Source organism: Tenacibaculum sp. TC6, from assembly GCF_050606265.1.
Classification (GTDB): Bacteria; Bacteroidota; Bacteroidia; order Flavobacteriales; family Flavobacteriaceae; genus Polaribacter.
In genome coordinates this window covers 21,348-44,263 of the sequence record NZ_JBOCUK010000016.1, presented here as the reverse complement: position 1 = coordinate 44,263, position 22,916 = coordinate 21,348, and the positions used below count along the sequence as shown (strand labels likewise).

The 22,916-nt window shown below is 31.6% G+C and carries 17 protein-coding genes; 10 read left to right on the top strand and 7 right to left on the bottom strand.

Annotation, left to right across the window (positions count from 1 at the left end; all coding sequences use genetic code 11):
* Nucleotides 1-21: 21 nt before the first annotated feature.
* Nucleotides 22-423: a large-conductance mechanosensitive channel protein MscL gene (gene mscL / locus ACQY1Q_RS10340; protein WP_431005266.1), complete on the top strand. Its 402-nt coding sequence runs from the start codon at nt 22-24 to the stop codon at nt 421-423.
* A 43-nt stretch (nt 424-466) separates the two neighbouring features.
* Here mscL and ACQY1Q_RS10335 read toward each other — a convergent pair whose 3' ends face one another.
* Together ACQY1Q_RS10335 and ACQY1Q_RS10330 are read right to left on the bottom strand one after the other, a co-directional pair.
* Nucleotides 467-1,465 carry a hypothetical protein gene (locus tag ACQY1Q_RS10335; RefSeq protein ID WP_431005235.1) on the bottom strand — a complete coding sequence of 333 codons (999 nt, stop codon included), beginning with the start codon at nt 1,463-1,465 and terminating at the stop codon, nt 467-469.
* 215 nt (nt 1,466-1,680) lie between these two features.
* Entirely contained in the window at nt 1,681-2,271 is a 591-nt protein-coding gene (locus ACQY1Q_RS10330) for a carboxymuconolactone decarboxylase family protein (protein ID WP_431005234.1), read from the bottom strand.
* 124 nt (nt 2,272-2,395) lie between these two features.
* On the opposite strand from ACQY1Q_RS10330, the gene ACQY1Q_RS10325 reads away from it, so the two are divergent.
* The 3 genes from ACQY1Q_RS10325 to ACQY1Q_RS10315 are packed head-to-tail and all read left to right on the top strand — an operon-like array spanning nt 2,396 to nt 4,909.
* On the top strand, nt 2,396-2,821 hold the full coding sequence (locus ACQY1Q_RS10325) for an OsmC family protein (protein WP_431005233.1): 426 nt from the start codon (nt 2,396-2,398) through the stop codon (nt 2,819-2,821).
* 5 nt (nt 2,822-2,826) lie between these two features.
* Nucleotides 2,827-4,515, top strand: a complete 1,689-nt coding sequence (gene recJ, locus ACQY1Q_RS10320) for a single-stranded-DNA-specific exonuclease RecJ (RefSeq protein ID WP_431005232.1) — start codon at nt 2,827-2,829, stop codon at nt 4,513-4,515.
* A 49-nt stretch (nt 4,516-4,564) separates the two neighbouring features.
* Nucleotides 4,565-4,909 carry a hypothetical protein gene (locus tag ACQY1Q_RS10315; RefSeq protein ID WP_431005231.1) on the top strand — a complete coding sequence of 115 codons (345 nt, stop codon included), beginning with the start codon at nt 4,565-4,567 and terminating at the stop codon, nt 4,907-4,909.
* Nucleotides 4,910-4,941: 32 nt separating this feature from the next.
* Here ACQY1Q_RS10315 and ACQY1Q_RS10310 read toward each other — a convergent pair whose 3' ends face one another.
* Nucleotides 4,942-5,994, bottom strand: coding sequence for an endonuclease/exonuclease/phosphatase family protein (locus tag ACQY1Q_RS10310; RefSeq protein WP_431005230.1), 1,053 nt, complete (start codon nt 5,992-5,994; stop codon nt 4,942-4,944).
* 166 nt (nt 5,995-6,160) lie between these two features.
* Here ACQY1Q_RS10310 and ACQY1Q_RS10305 point away from each other — a divergent pair, with 166 nt between their 5' ends.
* Together ACQY1Q_RS10305 and ACQY1Q_RS10300 are read left to right on the top strand one after the other, a co-directional pair.
* The gene (locus ACQY1Q_RS10305; protein WP_431005229.1) at nt 6,161-8,914 is read left to right on the top strand and encodes a carboxypeptidase-like regulatory domain-containing protein; all 2,754 of its coding nucleotides are present in this window, start codon (nt 6,161-6,163) and stop codon (nt 8,912-8,914) included.
* A gap of 25 nt (nt 8,915-8,939) precedes the next feature.
* A complete protein-coding gene (locus tag ACQY1Q_RS10300) occupies nt 8,940-10,283 on the top strand; it encodes a DUF5689 domain-containing protein (RefSeq protein WP_431005228.1) in 1,344 nt (447 codons plus the stop codon).
* A gap of 147 nt (nt 10,284-10,430) precedes the next feature.
* Here the strand turns inward: ACQY1Q_RS10300 and ACQY1Q_RS10295 are convergent, their stop codons facing one another.
* Complete coding sequence (locus ACQY1Q_RS10295) at nt 10,431-12,509, bottom strand: M20/M25/M40 family metallo-hydrolase (protein ID WP_431005227.1); 2,079 nt, start codon at nt 12,507-12,509, stop codon at nt 10,431-10,433.
* A 193-nt stretch (nt 12,510-12,702) separates the two neighbouring features.
* Between ACQY1Q_RS10295 and ACQY1Q_RS10290 the strand changes: the two genes are divergently transcribed.
* From ACQY1Q_RS10290 to ACQY1Q_RS10275, 4 genes are all read left to right on the top strand, one after another.
* Nucleotides 12,703-13,587 (top strand): metallophosphoesterase family protein, encoded by an 885-nt coding sequence (locus tag ACQY1Q_RS10290; protein ID WP_431005226.1) that lies wholly within the window; start codon nt 12,703-12,705, stop codon nt 13,585-13,587.
* Between the two features lie 235 nt (nt 13,588-13,822).
* Nucleotides 13,823-15,040 (top strand): porin, encoded by a 1,218-nt coding sequence (locus ACQY1Q_RS10285; protein WP_431005225.1) that lies wholly within the window; start codon nt 13,823-13,825, stop codon nt 15,038-15,040.
* 74 nt (nt 15,041-15,114) lie between these two features.
* The gene (locus tag ACQY1Q_RS10280) at nt 15,115-17,367 is read left to right on the top strand and encodes an inorganic phosphate transporter (protein ID WP_431005224.1); all 2,253 of its coding nucleotides are present in this window, start codon (nt 15,115-15,117) and stop codon (nt 17,365-17,367) included.
* An 87-nt stretch (nt 17,368-17,454) separates the two neighbouring features.
* Entirely contained in the window at nt 17,455-19,404 is a 1,950-nt protein-coding gene (locus ACQY1Q_RS10275) for a hypothetical protein (protein ID WP_431005223.1), read from the top strand.
* A 69-nt stretch (nt 19,405-19,473) separates the two neighbouring features.
* On the opposite strand, the gene ACQY1Q_RS10270 is transcribed toward ACQY1Q_RS10275, so the two are convergent.
* The 3 genes from ACQY1Q_RS10270 to ACQY1Q_RS10260 all read right to left on the bottom strand — a co-directional run bounded on the left by ACQY1Q_RS10270 (nt 19,474) and on the right by ACQY1Q_RS10260 (nt 22,850).
* On the bottom strand, nt 19,474-19,866 hold the full coding sequence (locus ACQY1Q_RS10270; protein ID WP_431005222.1) for a hypothetical protein: 393 nt from the start codon (nt 19,864-19,866) through the stop codon (nt 19,474-19,476).
* Nucleotides 19,867-20,425: 559 nt separating this feature from the next.
* The gene (locus ACQY1Q_RS10265) at nt 20,426-21,055 is read right to left on the bottom strand and encodes a carbonic anhydrase family protein (RefSeq protein WP_431005221.1); all 630 of its coding nucleotides are present in this window, start codon (nt 21,053-21,055) and stop codon (nt 20,426-20,428) included.
* Between the two features lie 211 nt (nt 21,056-21,266).
* On the bottom strand, nt 21,267-22,850 hold the full coding sequence (locus tag ACQY1Q_RS10260) for a SulP family inorganic anion transporter (RefSeq protein WP_431005220.1): 1,584 nt from the start codon (nt 22,848-22,850) through the stop codon (nt 21,267-21,269).
* Between the last annotated feature and the right edge of the window lie 66 nt (nt 22,851-22,916).

Genomic DNA, 22,916 nt, shown 5'->3' with positions numbered 1-22,916 from the left:
TTAAAAATCAAAAATATGGGAATGCTCAAAGAGTTTAAGGATTTTGCCATGAAAGGCAATTTGGTGGATATTGCAGTAGGTTTTGTAATGGGAGCTGCTTTTAACAAAGTAGTATCTTCTTTTACAGGAGGTATTGTTTCACCCTTAATCGGTCTGTTGTTTAATGCAGATTTTAAAGATTTAAAATTTGTAATAAAAGAAGGCGTTGCAGATGAAGCCGGAAAAATTACCGGAGAAGTAGCTGTACTTTACGGTGAATTTTTAACAAATGTGATAGATTTTATCATAGTGGCTTTTGTAATGTTTATGATAGTAAAAGGAGTAAATGCACTTAAGAAAAAAGAAGAGCCTGCTCCGGAAGCTCCTAAAGGACCAACACAAGAAGAATTATTAGCAGAAATCAGAGATTTGCTAAAAAAATAAAAGTTTAAAAAAAGCCTTGAGAATTTTCTCAAGGCCTTTTTTCTTATAGAAATGAAATTAAAATTTTAGAATTTATTTCGCTTCTAAGCTGTTCAATTTTGTCATACATTGTGGTGAAAAACACTTTCCTGTCTATTTCCGCTTCACCTGATATTTTTTTGGCTAATTGTAACTGTTTTTGAAGGTAAACGTCAACTTCATCACAGATATTACTATCTTCAATTTTTATGTGAGAAAAAGAACTATAAGGCATTAATAAACCTTTCTTTTTTTCATTTTTAAAAAAAATAGTGTGATTTAAATTCAAAAGCTTGCTATAATAAAGGTCAAAAGTGAATTTTTTACTGTTAACACTCATATCAGATGAAACAGCAAGTTCAATATCTTTAATTATAGAAACAATATCATCACATAATAATAAAGCTTCTTCTTTTCTTAACATTTTAGTTCTAAAGAAATAAAATATTTGATGTAGTGAACTATTGATTGTTGTATCACTCCAAATATCTATAATTTCAGTTTGCCTAAGCACCTCTCTATAATTGTTAGCTTCTTCAATAGCTGAGAATTTAGGGTTGAAATTACAAAATGATGTTTTTGAATTAGCAAAAGAGCTTTGAGAAAAATTCAAATAAACATATACCCTAAATTTCCAGTATAAATTACTGGTTTTAATATGATAAAAGGGAATATCTTTTGCTGAGTAAATTACTCGTGTTTTATTATTCAGATTAAATGATTTTGTGTAGAAAGACAGTTCTTTGTAAAATTGAATAAGCCCGTCAATATTATCCTGAAATCTATTTTTATTAATGACTAAGGAGTTGTCTGATGGTAAATCATACAATTCATTTAATGAAATTCTATAATGCTTAGCTAGTTTAACTGCCTCTTTAAATGTAAGAGAAGTTTTACCTTTAATTCTTCTATATGAAGCGTCATAACTTACATCCAATACATCCGCGATTTCCTCTGTAAAAAGTACGTTTTTAGGCAACTTTTGCTTAATAACGCCGAAGAGTTTATCTTTTTCTATACCCATAATGTTCCTTAAATAGCGTTGTCCAACTTAAAAAATGCAAAAAGAGATTTTATTATTTTGCATTATTTGCAACCACCTATTGTCTAAATCTTTTTTAATTTGCTGATAAGACTTAGTTTAGGTGAACTGTGGGGGGGACATCTATTTAAGGTTAAAAGAAAGTCTTCTCTATGCAGAGAGAAGACTTTTGTTTTGCTCTAATATATAAAAAAATTTTATATATGCTTACCTTTATTCCATCCGTGTTTCTCAAGATATTTTTTTCCGCTGTCAACAGCACCATCTTCAATACTGGTTCCCATAGAGTCATTCCATCTGTTTAAGTATCCAAACAAAGAAATTACACCTAGCATTTCAACAATTTCTCCTTCATTCCAATATTTATATAATTCTTCTTTTATAGAAGAATCAACCATATTAGGAATTTGACTTGCGGCTAAAGAAAAGTCAAGGGCGGCTCTTTCTGCATCAGAAAAAGCAGGGTGTGTTTTATACTCCCATATATTATCCAATTGTTCTTGTTCTGCTCCATAGCGCTCAGCTGCTCTAATAGCATGCGCTTGACAATATCTACACCCAGTAGCATTACTTGAAACCCAAGCAATCATTCTTTTTAATGCAGAAGTAACTCTTCCTTCATTTTCCATTACAGCTTTGTTTAAATTAATAAAAGCTTTAGAAATGGCTGGTCTGTGCTGCATTGTTAAAACAGAATTAGGGCAAAAGCCTAATGTTTCATTAAAAAAGTCAGCCAATTCTTTTGTTTCAAGATCATGATCGGCTGATAAAGGTTTTACTAATGGCATAGTTGATTGTTTTTTAGTTTTTATTGATGTTTTTTTACTGTAAGTTTGTTTTAAAAATACAGAATAAGAAAAAAAGTCGATAAATAATTTACGAGATTACATAGATAACAAAAATAAATAAATTATGACACAACATACAGTTACTACAGTTTGGAAAGAGAATATGCAGTTTGTAAGTGATAACCCTCTTGGACATACTGTTTTAATAGATACAACAAAAGAGAATGGAGGAGATAATTGTGGATTGTCACCTAAAGCAATGATGCTGTCATCTTTAGCAGGATGTTCTGGTTTAGATGTGGTTTCACTTTTAAAAAAGATGAGAGTTGAAATTGAAGATTTTAAAATAGTGGTTACAGGTGAGCTTACAGAAGAACATCCTAAATATTATCATACCGTTTTTGTAGACTATCATTTTACAGGAGATAATTTAAATGAAGAAAAAATAGAAAAAGTGGTTAACTTATCCATAGAAAAATATTGTGGTGTAATGGAAATGTTTAGAAAATTTGCAACAGTAAAAACAGCGACTCATTTTCATAAAAAATAAATTGCATGCGTTGGACTTTTAAACCCAAACCTGATGAAGAAGAGGTTATAAAAATTGCTAAAGAACTTGAAATAGATACAACGTTAGCATCTTTACTAGTACAACGGGGTATCAAAACATTTAATGAGGCTAAGAAGTTTTTCAGACCTTCATTAAACGACTTGCATGATCCGTTCTTAATGAAAGATATGAAGTTGGCGGTTGAAAGAATAGAATCAGCATTGTCAAATAATGAAAATATTTTAATTTATGGCGATTATGATGTTGATGGTACAACGGCCGTTTCATTAGTTTATTCTTACCTTAAAGAAACCTATGCTAATGTAGCAACATATATACCTGATAGATATGATGAAGGATATGGAGTTTCTTTTCAAGGAGTTGATTTTGCTGTTGATAATGAGTTTTCGTTAATTATAGCTTTAGACTGTGGAATAAAAGCCGTTGATAAAGTACAGTATGCTACAGAGAGAGGGGTCGATTTTATTATATGCGACCATCACAAACCTGGGAAAGAAATTCCTAAGGCTGTTGCTGTTTTAAATCCGAAACAAGAAGATTGTAAGTATCCGTATAAAGAACTATGTGGTTGTGGCGTTGGTTTTAAATTGATTCAAGCGCTTGAAGAACGGAAAAATAATGATGTAAAAAACTTAATGCCTTATTTAGATCTGGTAGCTACCGCAATAGCGGCAGATATTGTTCCTATAACCGGTGAAAATAGAGTTCTGGCATATTTTGGATTGCAAGTAATTAATTCAAATCCACGTAGTGGTATTAAGGCAATTATTCACCAATTACAAAAAAAAGAACTCACTATAACCGATGTGGTTTTTATTATAGCTCCCAGAATTAATGCCGCTGGAAGAATAAAGCATGGAAATTTTGCTGTTAGCTTACTTACGGAATTAGATTTTGATACAGCGTTGACTGAAGCATCCGGTATAGAGCAGTTTAATGCTGATAGGAAAGAATTAGACGGAAAAATTACAGAAGAAGCTTTACAACAGATCCAAAAAAACAACGAACAAACAAAATTTACAACCGTTGTTTTTGATGAGAGTTGGCATAAAGGTGTTATTGGAATTGTTGCTTCCAGATTAACAGAAACGTATTACAGACCTACAATTGTTTTTACCAAAAGTGGTGATAAATTAGCTGCTTCAGCAAGATCTGTTAAAGGATTTGATGTGTATAATGCTTTGGATGAATGTACTGAATTTATTGAGCAATTCGGTGGGCATAAGTATGCCGCTGGGTTAACGATACTTCCTGAACAATATGAAAACTTTAAAGTAAAATTTGAAGAAGTAGTGTCAAGAACAATTGATAAAGACTTGCTAATTCCTGAAATATCTATAGACGCTGAATTAGATTTATGTGATATTACCCCAAAGTTTTATAGAATTATCAAACAAATGGCACCATTTGGTCCTCAAAATATGAAACCTGTTTTTTATACATCTAGTGTAAGGGACAATGGATATGGAAAACAAGTAGGAATGGATAACAGTCATTTGAAGTTAAATATAATATACGGAGCAGATAAAAGAACCTATGGAGCCATTGGTTTTGGTTTGGGAGAAAAAGTAGATTGTATTAATAATGATTTTGATATTGTATTTAGTTTAGATGAAAATACTTGGAATGGAAATACTTCTATTCAATTAGTGTTAAAAGATTTAAAACAGTAATTTAGAATAATTCTAAATTGATTATATTTGCTTCATAATTAAACAGATTATGGATAGTATATATAAAATATATACCAATGATATAGGTATTTCATTTCAGTGGAAAGAAGTTAAAACTAACTTAATCCAAATCATATTTAGAGATACAGGGTTTCATTTAACAGTAAAAGAAATAGAAATGTTTATTGATAAGGTTTGTGATGCAAAAATGCAGAAAGGATGTTCAAATTGCGAAGCATACGGAGCTTGTAGATCTTTATTATTACAAACCCCTTCAAATAAAATAAGTATGGCTGTTTCTAAGGTTGAATTAGGGCAAATTGAAGACTTACTCAGAGGTACACTATTTCAAGTACAAATGAATATGTATTTGAATGATATATGTAAAAACTAAAAAGAGCTTGAAATTTCAAGCTCTTTTTATTGTTAATTATCTTCTTTTATTAAATATAAATACACCGGATAATGATCACTGTAACCGCCAGTGTATTTACCATTAGAAAAACTTCTGAAAGGATATCCTTTGTAAGGACCGGATTTTTGCGTTAAGAAGCGCTTATTAAAAATTCCGGATTTAAACATTTTATACGATGAAAAATCTTTTTCACCTTTATCTAATAATGGTGAAGTAAATAATATTTGATCAAATAAGTTAATATTATCTCTATAGCCAAGGGTATTAAAACCTCTTCTAAACATATCTTCATATGGGTTATAGATATCACCTTGAGTAACATCTTTTTTTTCTGCTTTGGTTTTTAATACATTTTTAAAGCTAGAGTTAATAGGATCATCGTTAAAATCTCCCATTATTAATACTTTCGGATTAGAATCGGTTTCTTTAATTTTTTCAATAATCTGACTTACTTTATAAGCTGCTTTTTCACGTAAAGGTCTACTTTTAGCTTCTCCTCCTCTACGAGAAGGCCAGTGGTTAACTATTATATGAACCAATTCATCATCTAAATAACCAGATACTAATAAAATATCTCTGGTATGAACTTTTCTGTTTTCTTCATATATATTAGGGTTAAAAGCTTCAAAATGAATCGGTTTAAAATAACGTTGTTGGTATAATAAAGCAACATCAATACCTCTGTTATCAGGTGAATCAAAATGAATTATTCCATAGTGCTTTTTCTTTAACTTGTCAGATTTAACCAAATCCTCTAATACTTTTTTATTTTCAATCTCAGCAACACCTATAATAGATGGACTTGTATGCGCTTTTTCTTCTCCTAACTGACTTATAACTGTCGAAAGCTTGTCTATTTTATCCCAATAAACCTTTTCTCTGTCGCCTTCAAGTTCCATAATAGGGCTGGCCTCATCATTTTTTTCGGTATCATTAACAGTATCAAAAAGATTTTCTAAATTGTAAAAAGCTACCGTTCTTATTTTAAATTTTTTGTTAGAATTTTGTGCGTAACAAAATGATAACACAAGACTTAATATTAAAAAGGAAATATTTTTTTTCATTTATATAAATTTACCGGGCAAAAATAATACAAAAAACAAACCATAATTCGAAAAATGTTGAATATATAACAATTATTTAATGTACAGAAGTTGGGTTTTTTGTAGCTTTGCCTCCCTTTTTATTATAGAAGTGGGGATTAATCAATTATTTTATAACCAATAATTTATGAGAAATTTTAGAGTAACAATGTGTATGCTGCTTTTCTTTAGTTTAAGTATGAGTGCGCAAAACATTGTAAAAGGTATCGTTATAAGTGGCGATTCTGAAAAACCTCTACAAGGTGTTTCTATTAGTGTAAAAGATGCAGGTATTACACAAACTACAGGAAATGACGGTAGTTTTATGCTGCAAAATGTACCAGGTGGAAGACAGTTTGTAGTAATTTCATTTAAAGGGTACGAAACCCAAAACTTTCCAGTTCAATTATCGGGTAATACAGTTGATTTAGGGACTATTATGATGTATGAAGATGTATCTGAAGATAGAGACCTTAGCACAATTACTTTGAGCGATGATGAATTGAACAATGATACAAGTTCAGCAGACAACATTTCCGGACTATTACAATCGTCTATGGATGTGTATTTACGTACAGCTGCTTTTGAATGGAGTTCTTCATTTTACAGAATCAAAGGATTAGATTCTGAAAATGGTAAAGTTTTAATCAATGGAATTGAAATGAACAAACTTTACAACGGAAGACCACAATGGAGTAATTGGGGAGGTTTAAATGATGTATTACGTAATCAGGAATTTAGTAACGGTTTAACTCCATCTAATTATACTTTCGGAGGAGTTTTAGGATCTACTAATATCAATACTAGAGCTTCTGAATATAGAAAAGGAACCAGAATTTCTTATGCTTCATCAAATAGAAGTTATGTACACCGTATTATGGGTACTTATACTTCAGGATTATTAGAAAATGGTTGGGCAATTGCAGTTTCTGGAAGTAGAAGAGCTGGTAACGAAGGTTATGTTGATGGAACTTTCTACGACGCAAATTCAATTTTTGCTTCTATAGAAAAAGTAATAAACGATAACCATAGTTTAAACTTTACAGTAATTGCAGCTGAGAATGAAAGAGGAAAATCATCTCCGAATACTGAAGAAGTATATGATATAAAAGGTATAAAATACAACCCGTATTTTGGGTACCAAAACGGAAAAATGAGAAACTCTCGTGTTAGAAACTTATACGAGCCAATCATTATGTTAAACCATTATTGGAATTTAGCTGATAATACTACCTTAAACACAAACGTATCTTATCAATGGGGTAGAATGGGTAATAGCCGTATAAACTATAACGGAGCCAGATTAATAAATGGTTTTCCTGTAGGAGGAGGATCAAACCCTGACCCAACATACTATCAAAACTTACCCAGTTATGCTTTAAGAAACGGAACTGGTAATGAGTATGATTTATTACAACAGTTTTTAAACGATGGTCAGTTAGATTGGGATGAAATGATTCGTCAAAACTTAACAGGTTCAGAAAGTACTAACTCAAAGTATATCTTATATGAAGATAGAAATGATGAAAAACAATTTACAGCAAATACCATTTTATCTACTGAACTTAATGACAATATTACTCTTAATGGTAAATTACAATACTCACAAGTTAGATCAGATAACTTTGCTAATGTATTAGATTTATTAGGGGGTTCTGGATTTTTAGATGTTGATACTTTTGGAGGAACTTTAGATCAAAAACAAAGTGATTTAAGAAACCCTAATAGAACTGTAGGAGAAGGAGATCATTTTAGTTATAACTATAAGTTAAACTCAAGTATTTATAATGGTTTTTTACAAGCTCAGTTTAAATATAATAAGGTAGATTTTTACTTAGCAGGTGATGTTTCAAGAACAACTCACCAAAGAGAAGGTTTATACCAAAACGGAGCTTTTGCTGATAACTCATTTGGGAAATCTGAAAAATTAGAATTTACTAACTTCGGCGCTAAAGGAGGATTTACTTATAAAATTTCAGGACGTCATTTATTAGACGTTAACGGAGGATATATTTCTAAAGCACCTACTTTAAGAAACTCATTCTCTAACCCAAGAGAAAATAACAATACAGTATTGAATTTAACTAGTGAAAAAATCATGTCATTTGATGCTAGTTATATTTTACGTTCTCCAATTGTACAAGCTAAAGTTACGGGTTACTATACCGGAATTAAAGATGCAACTGAAATTTCATTCTTCTTTGCTGACGGTATCGGAGGAGACAGTACAGCGTTTGTTCAAGAAGTTCTTACAGGAATTGAAAAAAGACATTTTGGAGCTGAGGTTGGAATTGAAGCGCAAGTTACTCCAACTCTTAAGTTAAAAGGAGCTGCTAATATCGGACAATATACATATAATAATAATCCATCAATTTATCTTACTTCAGATGCAGGGGTGGCATTAGCACCAACTACTTCATATCTTAAAGATTATAGAGTAGCATCAGGACCACAAAAAGCATATTCTGTTGGTTTTGAATATCGTGACCCTGATTATTGGTGGTTTGGAGCTACAGCTAATTATTTAGATGATACTTACGTAGATGTAGCACCTTTAAAAAGAACATCTAACTTCTCTTTAGATTCTGATGGTGTTCAATTTACAGATTATGATTCTGCGGTTGCAAGAAGATTATTAGCGCAAGAAGAATTCAATAGCTATTTAGTAGTAAATGCTGTTGGAGGAAAATCATGGAAAATAGGTGATTATTACATTGGTTTCTTTGCTAGTATTAACAACTTATTTGATCAAAAGTACAAATCAGGAGGTTTTGAACAAGGAAGAAATGCTAACTATAGAACTGCTAAAGCAGATGCAGACTTATCAACACCTGTTTTTGGTAACAAGTATTGGTATGGTAGAGGAACAACCTACTTTATGAATGTTTATTTCAGATTTTAATTAAAAACGCAAACGAATTAACAAAATGAAAACAAAAAATATATTTAAAATAGCAGCGGTAGCATCTTTTTTGATGGTAGCTACCTCATGTGTAGATAATAACGATTATAGTTTACCGGACGTAACAGTTCAAGAACCAAGTATAACAGTTACCAATACTTTACAATCTATAAAAGATACTTATCCAGGAAGCGGTGTTGTAGATTTTAGTACTGTAAACAATGGAGGAGAAATGGTTTTTGAAGGATATGTAGTATCTAGTGACGAATCTGGAAACATATACAAAACTATTTCTATCCAAGATAAAGCAGAAAATCCAACAGCAGCAATACAAATAGCTATTGATGATGTTGATACTTATACTTTTTATGAAGTTGGAAGAAAAGTATATGTGAAGCTTTTAGGATTAGGAATGCATAATAATAACGGAGTTCTTGAAATTGGTAAGATTAATGGAGCCAGCGTTGATAGAATTTCATCAACAGATTATAAAAACTTCATTATCCGTTCTGCTGAAGTAGCAACTATTGTTCCTAAAAAAGTAGCTAGTATTACTCAAGTTAACGATTCACATATTAATATGTTAATTGAATTAGAAGGAATGCAAAGTCAAGAGAAAAATCAAACATATGCAAACCTTAACAATACTTTTTCAGTAAACAGAATCTTTAAAAGTTGTGCTGATAATGCAACTATCATTATGAGAAACAGTGGTTTTGCTGATTTTAAAGCACAATCTATTCCTAATAAAAGAGGAACAATTACTGCTGTTTTAAGTAAATATCGTAGTGACTACCAATTATTCATTAGAGATACTAATGATGTAAACTTTACAGAAGACAGATGTGATCCTTTATTTGAAGAAGATTTCCAATCAGCTGTAGATAACACTACTTTAGATATCGACGGATGGATTAATTATGCTGAGGCTGGTTCTGCAGTTTGGACTGAGCAAGTTTTCAAAGGTAATGGATATGCTGAGTTTAACCCTTACAAATCAGGAGATGCATCTAACATCGGATGGTTAATTACACCGGGAATCAACTTAGATACTCAAGATGGTGAAGTGTTAACTTTCCAAACAGAACATGCTTATCCGGATGCAGGTCATAACCCATTAGAAGTGTTAATTTCTACTGATTTTGATGGAACTGAGGCTGGTGTAACTAAAGCAACTTGGACTCCTTTAACATTTAAAGTAAGTTATATTGAAGATTATTCAACATGGTTTACATTCACAGATTCTGGAGAAATAGATTTATCAGGATATAACGGTACAGCTTATATTGCTTTCAAATATACAGGAAGTGATACAGCTAATCAAAATATGACTTTACATGTAGAAAATGTAAAAGTAGCAGTTAAGTAATTCTATAGTTAACTACTTAAAAAGAAACCCGAACTCAATTGAGTTCGGGTTTTGTTTTTTAATAAAGTGAATTGTCTTTTGAGTAAACTAACAAAACATTCAATAGAAAACTTTTAAAGATACAAGTATCACTTTAGGAAGGGAAGATTAGTTTTTAATAAGTTGTTGTGTATAGATTTTCCCTGAATTAGTAAGAGAAATAAAATAAATACCGGTTTGTAATTTTGAAACATCAACAGTTTTTAAAGCTGAAACCATTTTTACTTTTTGAAGTAACTTTCCGTTTGCATTGTGAATAGTAACCTCTTTGTTTTTCCATAATTCATTATGAATAACTAAAGTTATAGAACTTTCTTTAACCGGGTTTGGAGAAAATGCAATTACATTTTTATCATTTACCAATACTTTTTCTGGTGTTGACTTGGCAATTTTTGCACTGCCACAAGTTCCAATTCTATTCCATCCACCAGAAGTTCTTTCATATAAAACATTAAAATAAACAACTCTATCACCTACTTGGTAACTCTTTGAAGAATCATATTGTGGTACACCTTCACAAATATCGCTACTAGTACCACCACCTTCAGTAATTTTTACAGTATAATCTTCAACTTCACCATAATCAAATGAACCACAAGAAGAAGGAGTTGTATTATAACGCATGGCTACTCTCATTCTTGTAGTACCTAACTTAGCCGTTGACGGTACTGTAAAAGTACCACTAACAGAACTATCTGAAGAAGCGCTTTTAACCCATACTTGCTCACCACTATCATCAAAATCAGAATCTTGATTGTAATCAATCCAAACCCCATACCCTTCTTTATAAACAGTTCCGGTCCATTTAGGAGTAATTGAAATAGTATTAGAAGAATTTTGTTTTAAATCAGTAGTAATACTAGTGAAATCTTGGTAACCATTAGTAGCTCCTGAGCTGTTGTTAATTGTACCAAGGACTACTTTTTGAATGTACTCATCACTCACACTATTTCCTTTAGCAGTACAATAAGATGGAGTAGTAACACTGCCTTTATTTTTAGCAACTTCAATTAAATACTCTAATCCAAGTTTAGCAAATTTAGCAGCATGGGTAGCATTAGCAGTAGGGAAACGATCTGAAGTATCATTAACAGTATGAATGTAAGGGCTAGAACCGCTAAAAGAAGCTTCAAAAGGAAAAGCAGCATCATACCCTTGTTGTGCCCAACTATAATGATCAGAACAACCGTAATTACATCTCGTATAATCATAAGTAAACTGATGACTTCCCGAAACATTATAATGATCCATAAGACTTGCTAAAAAAGCATTAAGAGTGCTACTGTTATAGCTGTCATCAGAAATATAAACATCTTTAGGTGAACCTTTATAATTAGTCATATCAAACTGAACGTATGATAAAACATTAACACCTCTGTTTTTGTAATCCTGAGCAATTTCTTTTGAACCTCTTAAACCAACTTCTTCAGCGGCGTAAGCCATAAACTCTATAGTTCTTTTAGGCTGAAAATTCATTTGAAAAAGTACTCTGGCCATTTCAGTAATAGTGGCAATGCCGGAAGCATTATCATCAGCACCGGGAGCATTAGTGTCTCTTTCCGGGCTAATAGAATCAATATGTCCACCAATAATTACATATTCATTCGGAAGATCACTTCCTTGAATAGTCATAATAACAGAAGGCATTGTAGTACTAGTGTGGTTTACAATTTTAACACTAACATCAGCTCTGCCGTTAGCCATAGCTTCCCACTTTTGCTTTAAGTCTTGAACCGCCTGCTTTGCCTTTTGAGTTGTATGGTATCGGGTACCATAGTTTTCGAGTTCTTTAATATGATTGGAAATGTTTGTGTTATTTACCAAATCCAAACTCTGTTTTACAAGCTGATCTTCTGTAATAGTGTACGACGCTTTCTTGTAAAGCGCTTTCCTGTTTTGCAGTTTGTTAATTGTTTGCAAAGCATGCTCTTCAGAAGCCTCATAAATAAATCCCGGACCATGAGTTAAAATCATGTGGTGTAATTTTTCGGCTGCATCATGACTAAGTTTTACAGCACTAAAACCGTTTACTGAAGAAATAATCTGAATGTCAGTGGGGGCTACTTTCTGTAGTTTTAGGGCGTCAGAAGTTTCAATTGTACCATAAAACATCTTTTCCTGGCTATAACCATTAAAAAAATTAAGGCATAGCAATACCATCGAAATTAATAAATACTTTTTTTTCATTTTTAGAAGGGTTTTTAAGTTAATTTTAATTGTAACGTAAGTTATTTAAAATGAGTATACAAAGAAAAAATATTTTTACTTTTTCGATGATTGTTAACCTAGTTTTATAATAGGTTAGTTTTGGAATAGAATGAGTTGTGCCAAATTTCAAAATTTTTCGCATCTTTATCTGTAAATAAAGGGTCATCATAAAATGTCATCTAAACATAGAATAACCAGAGCTTTTTTAAACGCCAAAAGATTACAGCTTTCTAAAGAATCAAAATTTATTCTTTTTTCTGACTGCCACAGAGGAGATAATAGTTTTGCGGATGATTTTTCACACAATAGAAAAATATATCATTACGCGTTGTCAGAATATTATAATAACGGGTTTACTTATATAGAGTTAGGCGATGGTGATGAACTGTGGGAAAATAAATTCAGTGCTATTTTTAAAGCAAATAAAGATGTTTATTTGGTGTTAAAAAAATTTCATGAAGCTAAACGATTGCATTTGATTTGGGGTAACCATGATATGGATTATAAAAACCCTAAAAAAGTGGCTAAAAACCTTCACTATTATTATGATACCATAGATGATAAAGAAAAAGAACTTATGGTTGGAGTTTCATTTTCTGAAGCTATACTATTAGAGCAAGAAGATGGAAAAACGGTGTTTTTACTTCACGGTCATCAAGCCGACTGGTTTAACTACACTTTCTGGAAAGTAAGCCGTTTTTTAGTAAAAATATTATGGCGACCTCTACAGGTTCTTGGTGTTAAAGACCCAACAAGCCCGGCACAAAACCACATAGAATTAATAAAAGTAGAAAGAAAATTAGAATGCTGGATAAAAGAAAATAATAATCAAATGGTTATTACCGGGCACACACATCGACCACGTTTTCCGTCTATTAATGAGCTACCCTATTTTAATGATGGAAGTTGTGTACACCCCAGATGCATTACCGGGTTAGAAATAGAAAATAATCAAATAACCTTAATTAAGTGGCATTTGGTTACTAGTAATGATGGAGTAATGCAAATAAAAAAAGATGTTTTAGAAGGTCCCAGAGATTTATCGTATTACATCTAGCCCATTATTATGCATACATAACAATTATTTAAACTTTACTTAATTTTTTTATAAGAAACATAAAATACATTTGCTTGTCTTAATGTTAAGATTACATGTCATAAGTTAATTTTTAGTTTTTGTCGACTATTATATATGACACACTGCATTTGGCCAAGGCAGTTTTTTGTTAATATTAACTTAACAATAAGTTAATATTAAGGTTTGTTATTTGCCGTGACAAAAACTAAAATTAATGAACCTTAAAACGTTGCTTATCCCCGTAAGCATGTTTGTTGTGTTATATAGCTATGCACAGCAGGCACCTACCTCTAAATTTGGAAAAGGAATACTTAACTTAATTGATAAAGATAGTACTTGGTCTATGAAAATAGGAGCCAGAATGCAGTTCTTAGCACTGGCAGATAAGAGTTTGGAAACTACTTCCGAATCTATGTCTTCTTTCTCTGTAAGAAGAGCCCGATTAAAATTTGACGGATTTGCTTTTTCGCCCAAATTAAGATACAAATTAGAGCTTGGACTTTCTAATAACGACATGAGCGGAGCTAATGAATTTACAAGCAATGCGCCCAGATACATTTATGATGCTGTTTTAAAGTGGAATTTTTACAAAAATTTTGAACTTTGGTTTGGACAAACCAAACTACCTGGAAACAGAGAACGAGTAATATCGTCAGGAGATATGCAGTTAGTGGATAGATCATTATTGAATAGTAATTTTAATATTGATCGTGATTTAGGAATTCAAATAAGACATTATTTTAAACTTTCACAAAACTTTATAGTTAAAGAGGTATTGGCTATTTCTCAAGGAGAAGGTAGAAATGTAACTAAAGGAAATATAGGCGGATATCAATATACTACTCGTTTAGAATTACTTCCTTTGGGAAATTTCACTACTAAAAAAGGAGACTATAAAGGAGGCGATTTAGCAAGAGAACCTAAACCTAAAATAGCTTTTGGAGTAACCTATGATTTTAACCATGACGCTGTTAAAACCAGAAGTAATATGGGAGGCTATATGAAAAATGATGTAGGTTTTTATCATACAAATATTTCAACACTATTTATAGATACCATGTTTAAATACAAAGGGTTTTCTTTTATGGGAGAATATGCTTATAGAAGTGCTAAAGACCCTATTGCTAAAAATTCAGACGGTTCTATTTTGTTAAATAGTAATAATAAGCCGGTTGTTGTACAAGAAGGCAATGCCTTAAACTTACAAAGTGGCTACCTATTAACAAACAATTGGGAGGTGTCAGGCAGGTATACCAATATTAATTTTAACCAAAGTATTATTAACAAAAAAATGGTAAATCAATACACTGTAGGTCTTTCCAAATACATTGCCGGACATAAGTTAAAAGTACAAACAGATTTTAGTTATTTGGATGCTTTAAATACAGCAAGTAGATTACTGTATAGATTGCAAGTTGATATTCATTTTTAAAAAAGATAACATAAAAATAACATAACTACTTTTAGGTGTTAGTAATTTTGCAGAACTTAATTATAAACTAGAGAATGGGAGATCCATATATTTTAATGTTAGTCGCTTTGGCGGTTTTAGCCATAGCCGATTTAGTAGTGGGGGTAAGTAATGACGCTGTGAACTTTTTAAATTCAGCCATTGGCTCAAAGGCAATTCCTATTAAAACCATCATGATTATAGCCAGCCTTGGGGTTTTCTTAGGAGCTGTTACTTCAAGTGGTATGATGGAGGTAGCTCGTAAAGGAATTTTTAATCCTAATATGTTCATGTTTGAAGAGATTATGTACATATTTATGGCGGTAATGATTACAGATATTTTACTGTTAGATATTTTTAACTCATTAGGAATGCCAACTTCTACTACGGTATCTATTGTATTTGAATTGTTAGGAGCGGCTGTGGCTATTGCACTAATAAAAATTTCTGCTAGTGATACGCAAACTATTGCAGATATTTCTTCATACATTAATAACAAGAAAGCAATTGAGATTATCTCGGGAATAGTTGTTTCCGTAATTGTATCTTTTACAGTTGGAGCAATCGTGCAGTATTTTTCAAGATTAATTTATTCTTTTGATTTTGAAAAAAGACCTTTATATATTAATGCATTATTTGGTGGATTTGCCATAACTGCCATTACTTACTTTATTATTATAAAAGGATTAAAGGGTACGCCTTTTTACAGTAATATCAAAGGAATTATAGAAGGAAATACTATGGCTATTGTAGCTGGAAGTTTTGTAGTATGGTCTTTATTATCTTCAGTTATTATAAAGGTGTTAAAAACTAATATTTTGGTGGTAATAATTGCTGTAGGAACGTTCTCATTAGCAATGGCATTTGCCGGAAATGATTTAGTAAACTTTATTGGAGTACCTATTGCAGCGTTAAACTCGTATGAAGCTTGGCAGGCATCAGGAATGGCTGCTAATGAATTTTCAATGGGAGTTTTAGCTAAAAAAGTACCATCTAATGTGTGGCTACTGTTATTTGCAGGAGCAGTGATGGTAATAACGTTATGGACTTCAAAAAAGGCAAGAGCCGTAATTGAAACAGGAATTAACTTATCAAGACAAGGAGAAGGACAAGAAAAATTTCAACCTAATAATTTATCAAGAGTAGTTGTGCGATTAGCCATGTTTACTAATCAAGGGATTAATTACTTAATACCTACTAAAACACAAACTTACATTAATTCAAAGTTTGAAAAACCTGTTATAAAACTGCCAAAAGATAAAGTATATGAGTTACCTGCATTTGATTTGGTAAGAGCAGCAGTAAACTTAATTATGGCAAGTATTTTAATTTCCCTTGCAACTTCTATGAAGTTGCCGTTATCTACGACCTATGTAACTTTTATGGTAGCTATGGGTACTTCATTGGCAGATAGAGCTTGGGGACGTGAAAGTGCTGTATATAGAGTAGCCGGAGTTTTTAATGTAATTGGAGGTTGGTTTTTAACAGCTATTGTAGCATTTACTGCTGCAGGAATTGTTGCCTATTTAATTAGTTGGCATATGGCTATGATTCCGGTATTATTGTTGGTAGTAGTAGCTTTAGTAGTTAAAACAAGCATTACTTACTCTAAAAAAGCGAAAGAAGAGAAAAAGCAACTATTTGTTGAAAGAGCTGAATTAATATCAATCAATGGTGTTATTGAAGAAAGTTCAGATCATATTGCTGAGGTTGCTGAAAGAATTAACAAACTATATTCAAGTGTGGTTAATGATTTAGCAAACCACGATTTAATTAAGTTACGTAAAACAGATAAGCACGTAACTAAATTAAATGATGAAATTGATAACTTAAAAGACGGTGTTTTTTACTTTATTAAATCATTAGATGATAACTCTGTACAAGCCAGTAGATTTTATATTTTAATTCTTGGATACTTACAAGATGTAGCTCAATCAATTAGCTATATTTCAAGAGCAACGTATAAACACGTTAATAATAATCATAAAAACTTGAAAAAAGGACAGCTAAAAGATTTAAAAGAAATTGACAACACACTTTCAACACTATTAGAAAGCATCAAGAAAACTTTTGAAAACCGTAGTTTTGATAACTTGGCTTATATTATTAATGCAAAGAGAGAATTATTAAAAGATGTTTCTCACTCTATCGAAAAGCAAGTTGAAAGAATCAGAACTGATGAAACGAGTCCTAAAAACACTACGTTATATTTTAGTATTTTAATTGAAACACAAGATTTAGTTTCCGGTTTAGTAAGCCTTTTAGAAACCTATGAAGAATTTCATGTAAGTACTAAAAGCTTAGTATAGTATTTTAAAAAATAAAAATAATATATACCTTTGAAACCCTTGCGAATAACTCGCAAGGGTTTTTGTTTGTAAAAAGTAATAATACGTATGAAAAAGATTTTTTTAATTGCTGTTTTGGCCTTTAATTTTTATGGAGCTTATTCTCAAGTAAGCAAATCGTCTAAACTAGGAAATGTTTCAAGAGATGAGCTTGCAATGCGTGTATATGAAAAAGATACTATGGCGAGAGCTTTAGTTCTTAAAGAACACGCTAATTATTATTTAAACGAGAAAAAGAACTATAAACATACTACAGACTTTTATTTTAAGGTAAAGATTTTAAAAAAAGAAGGTTTTGATAAGGCTACCATCAGTATTCCTCTTTATGATAAAGAGCAGATACACGATGTAAAAGGAATGACGTATGCATTATCTGAAAAAGGGACCATACAGAAAAAATATTTATTAGAAAAAGACATTTTTGTTAAAGAGCATAGCGAGGTATTAAAAGAAGTTACTTTTACAATGCCCGATGTAAAAGTAGGAAGTGTTATAGAATATAAATACTCGGTTACTACGCCATACTCTACCATAGACGATTGGAAATTTCAATCGGATATTCCTAAATTAAAAAGTGACTATACGGCCGCTATTTTAGGAAACTGGAAATATAACGTTAGAGTAGTTGGTTTTCTAAAACTTGTACGTAACGATGCTTCAGTTAATAAAAACTGTGTTGATATTCCGGGATTTAAAGGAGGAGCATGTATTGTTTTATCGTATGGAATAGATGATATTCCTGCCTTTGAAGAAGAAGATTATATGTTAAGTCCGGAAAATTTTAAATCTAAATTATCTTTTGAGTTAGCATCTTATACCAGTCCTAGAGGTGAAGTTGAGAAGTATACTAAAACCTGGGAAGATGCTGATAGAAAACTAAAAAATAATTTTTTAGATAAGCAAGCAACTAAAAAAAGCTTTTTTAAAAGAAATTTACCGCCTGATTTTTTTACCGTAAGCTCACCTTTGGAAAAAGCACAAAAAGTGTTTAGCTTTATTAAAAATCATTATACATGGGATGGTAACTACTGGCCCTCTCAAAATGTCAGAGTTAAAAAAGCATTTGAAGAGAAAAAAGGAAATATTTTTGATATTAACCTGTCATTATATAATTCACTACAAGCATTAGATATAGAATCGTACTTAGTACTTTCATCTACCAGAAATAGAGCCGTGCCTACTAAATTACATCCGGTAGTAAATGAATTTAACTATTTATTTGTAAAAGCTATTATTGATGGAAATGCATATTATTTAGACGCTTCAGATAAAAACTTGCCATTTGGGTTAGTACAATTTCAAGCAATTAACGGAGACGGTAGAGTATTAGATTTTGATAAGGAAAGCTTTTGGGAAAAAATTGAAATTAACAATAAAACAACTGAAAATATTAAGGTGAAACTAAACCTTAATAAATCTACTTCGGTTACCGGTGAGTTAACTATTAGTACTAAAGGTTATAAAGCGCTTGATAAAAGAGAGCGTATGCAAACTAAAAGCAAAGAAGAGTATGTTGAATCTGTAGAATCGAAGTATCCGTATTTAGAAATTGCTGATTACAGTTTTGAAAACGTTGACAATCCGGAAGAAATTTTAAGAGAAAATTATTCATTTACACTAGATACCTCAGAAAAAAACGGAGAGTTTCGCATCAATCCGTTTTTAATCAGCAAACTATCAGAAAATCCTTTTAAACTTAAAAAACGCGATTACCCTGTTGATTTCGGATATCCAAGAGAGTACACATACATTTTAACGATTCCTGTACCGGAGGGGTATACAATTAAAGAATTGCTAAAAAATGAAGCGGTAACCTTGCCTAATTCAGGAGGAAGATTTGTTGTAAATAACTCTTTTAAAAATAATAACTATACTCTTTTTTGTCGTTGGAATATTAATAAAAGAGTGTACAGTAGTGAAGAATATTTTGCTTTACAAGCATATTTTAAAAAAATAATAGAAACAGAAGAAGTACTCTTAAAAATAGTGAAAGAATAAACAGTTCCCTACCAGTAGGAAATATAATAATTGTCTATTTTGAATTTCTGTAGTAATTAATAAGAAGAATTATGGAGTTTTTTCTTTTTTAGCAATAACAAAACATAAAATAGAAGAAGTTAATGTTAAGAAAGTTCCAAGGATTAATTCTGCCTTACTTTTTGCAAATAGATTGCCTATTGTATTCAGCGCAAAAAAGACCATAAAGACCCAAATAAATAGGTCTATAATTTTATTGTTTACTTTTTTCTCTAATTGTTTATACTTAATAAATAATATTATTATCATAAATGTATTGATAAGTATTGAGAGGGTTTCAAAGAATTTCATTTCCTCAACTGAGTTAAGTTTTCCGGCCCAAACTTTATCATAAGGAATTTGTTCTGTCAAAATCAATAAGTGAAATATTAAAACTATTCCAAGTATAAAAAATAGAATAATTAAAGCTCTTTTCTTACTCATATTATAGATGTTTTTTCCATTTTTATAAAAGAAGGGTAAAAAACAAATATAGAAAATCAACAACTTATTATCAATGCTCACTATTTTGTTAACTGTATCTTAATAAGGTGTTTGTCCTTTATTCTATACTCTTGTCTTGCAGTGTGTACAGAGTGTTCCCGCGACCCGCAGGAAGGTTTTGTAGTGAGTACAGAGTGTTCCCGCGACCCGCAGGAAGGTTTTGTAGTGAGTACAGAGTGCTCCCGCGACCCGCAGGAAGGGTCTGTAGTGGGTACAGAGTGTTCCCGCGACCCGCAGGAAGGTTTTGTAGTGGGTACAGAGTGTTCCCGCGACCCGCAGGAAGGTTTTGTAGTGAGTACAGAATATTCCCGCTGCCCCACTAGAGTGGATGATATTGTTAACAGATAGCTATAAGAATTAATGAAACTGCTATTTTGGTGCAGTATATGTAAGATGAATGGCTCGCAATTTTTTAAGGGGTAATTCGTATAAAAATAATAAAGAGAGCTAAACAAAAGTTTAGTCTCTCTCTATCGTTTATATTAAGGATACAAATTTCTTATTCGTAAAAAGTTACAGCTCCATCATTAAGATCATACATGGCTCCAATAATCATAACTTCATCATTTTTGTGCATATCAGCTAAAACATCACTACGTTCTAAAATGTTATCTATAGTAAGATGTACATTTTTTTCAGCAACATCATTTACAAAATCAACGTTTGATGAGTTTCTTTGGGCTGTATCTTTAGGTTCTGTTACAGCTTCAACCGCAGGTTTTATCTTTTTAAGCATGGTGGTTAAATTACCTAGCTCAGCATTATCACAAGCACCTTTAATAGCTCCACAGCTTGTATGACCTAATACCACAATTAACTTGGTTCCGGCCAGTTTACAGGCAAATTCCATACTTCCTAAAATATCCTCGTTTACAAAGTTTCCGGCTATTCTAATACTAAAAATATCACCCAACCCTTGATCAAAAACTAATTCAGCAGAAACTCTGGAATCTATACAACTTAAAATTGTAGCAAAAGGAAACTGTCCGTCTCTGGTGTCGTTCACTTGCTCAAGTAAGTTACGATTAGCTTTTAAGTTGTTTTGAAAACGTAAATTTCCTTCTTTTAAAAATTGTAACGCTTTCTTAGGAGTCATGGTAGCTTGGGTTTCTTTTGTATGCGCTTTCATTTAGTGTATTATTATAGGTTATGTTATTATATTTTTATTTAGTTGTTATTAAAAGAGAAACAGTTAGTTTGTTAAGAGTTTAAACCCCTTTAGCCATGGTACTCTTTTTTCGGGGGCAAACATAATAAGTTAATGTTGTTTGTTTACAACTAGCTTTATTCTTTTTTAAATTTGATAGTAGTATGTAATATTGTATGCCCATGTTTTTTCATTAAGAAGCTGTTTTGGGGCTTAACTTAAAAAACTCAATAAAACTTTCAGGGTTTTCAACAACGCCTCTTTCAGAATAAAGCTTAATATTTATATTTCTTTCTTTTGCTTTGTAGGCAAAATCTTCGAGTATTTCTATAATATCATTATCTAAATAATGCGTTTTTCTTACATCTAACTCCAAATATGTATTTACAGGTAAACTATCTAACTCTTTTAAAATAGCTCCTTTATTAATAAAGGTTACTTCTTCTGCCAAAGTCATTTTAATTTTATGAATACCATTGCTTATATCTTCAATGTGTAAAAAATGAGAGTTTTGGTAGCTCTTTATTAAAATAATAATAATACCTACAGCCAATCCAAGTCCAATACCTTTCAGTAAATCCATAAAAACAATTCCTAGAATGGTTACAACAAAAGGAACAAACTGTTTCCAACCCGAAGCATACATTTGTTTGAATAATGAAGGTTTGGCTAATTTATACCCAACAACAAGAAGAATTGCCGCTAATACTGAAAGCGGAATTTTATTTAGAAGTTTTGGAATAAGGATAACCGAGATTAATAATAAAAAACCGTGAATAATTGCAGACATTTTACTTCTTCCTCCCGATTGTATGTTGGCAGAACTTCTTACAATAACTTGAGTTATGGGTAACCCTCCAATTAAACCTGATATGATATTACCGGTTCCTTGGGCTAATAACTCTCTATTAGTAGGGGTTACGTTTTTATGAGGGTCAATTTTATCTGTAGCTTCAACACACAAAAGCGTTTCTAAACTGGCAACCAAAGCTATGGTAAAAGCAGTAATCCAAACATCCGGATTTGTTATTGCTGAAAAGTTTGGAAAACTAAATTGATTTAAAAAAGAAGCTGTGTTTTCCGGAACCGGTACACTTACTAAATGTGATGCTTTAATAGCTAATGTTTCATTGCCTTGAGTAAGTATAAAAAAGATGATTCCTAAAATAACAGCTACTAAAGGCCCTTGTATTATTTGAAATATTTTTCCTTTTTTTGATAATACTTTGTCCCAAAAAAGAAGTATGGCTAAGCCAATAATTCCAATCATACTTGAACCTAAGCTTATATAATTGGCTGTTTTTAGAATTTCAGAAAAGGTGTTTTCTCCATCTACTTGAAAAAAAGCGAAGTCACCCTCCGGATCAGCATCATATCCAAAAAAGTGTGGTATTTGTTTCAGAATAATGATAATTCCAATTCCGGTTAACATACCTTTTATAACAGAAGACGGAAAGTAATAACCAATAATACCTGCTTTAAGAAAGCCAAAAACTAATTGAATAATACCGCCTAAAACAACCGCAAGTAAAAAGTTTTCAAAGCCGCCTAACGTTCCTATGGCTGTTAGTACAATGGCAGCTAAACCTGCTGCCGGACCGCTAACTCCTATATTAGAACCACTTAATGCTCCTACTACAATTCCTCCGATAATTCCGGCAATTAAACCTGAGAATAATGGGGCGCCACTTGCTAAAGCAATTCCTAAACAGAGTGGTAATGCAACGAAAAACACTACTATACTAGCAGGTAAATCATTTTTGATTGTTTTAAACATAAAGAGTGTGTTTTATCAGTATATAAACTGAGATGTTAAATTAATTTTGTGTTGAAATAAAAAAAT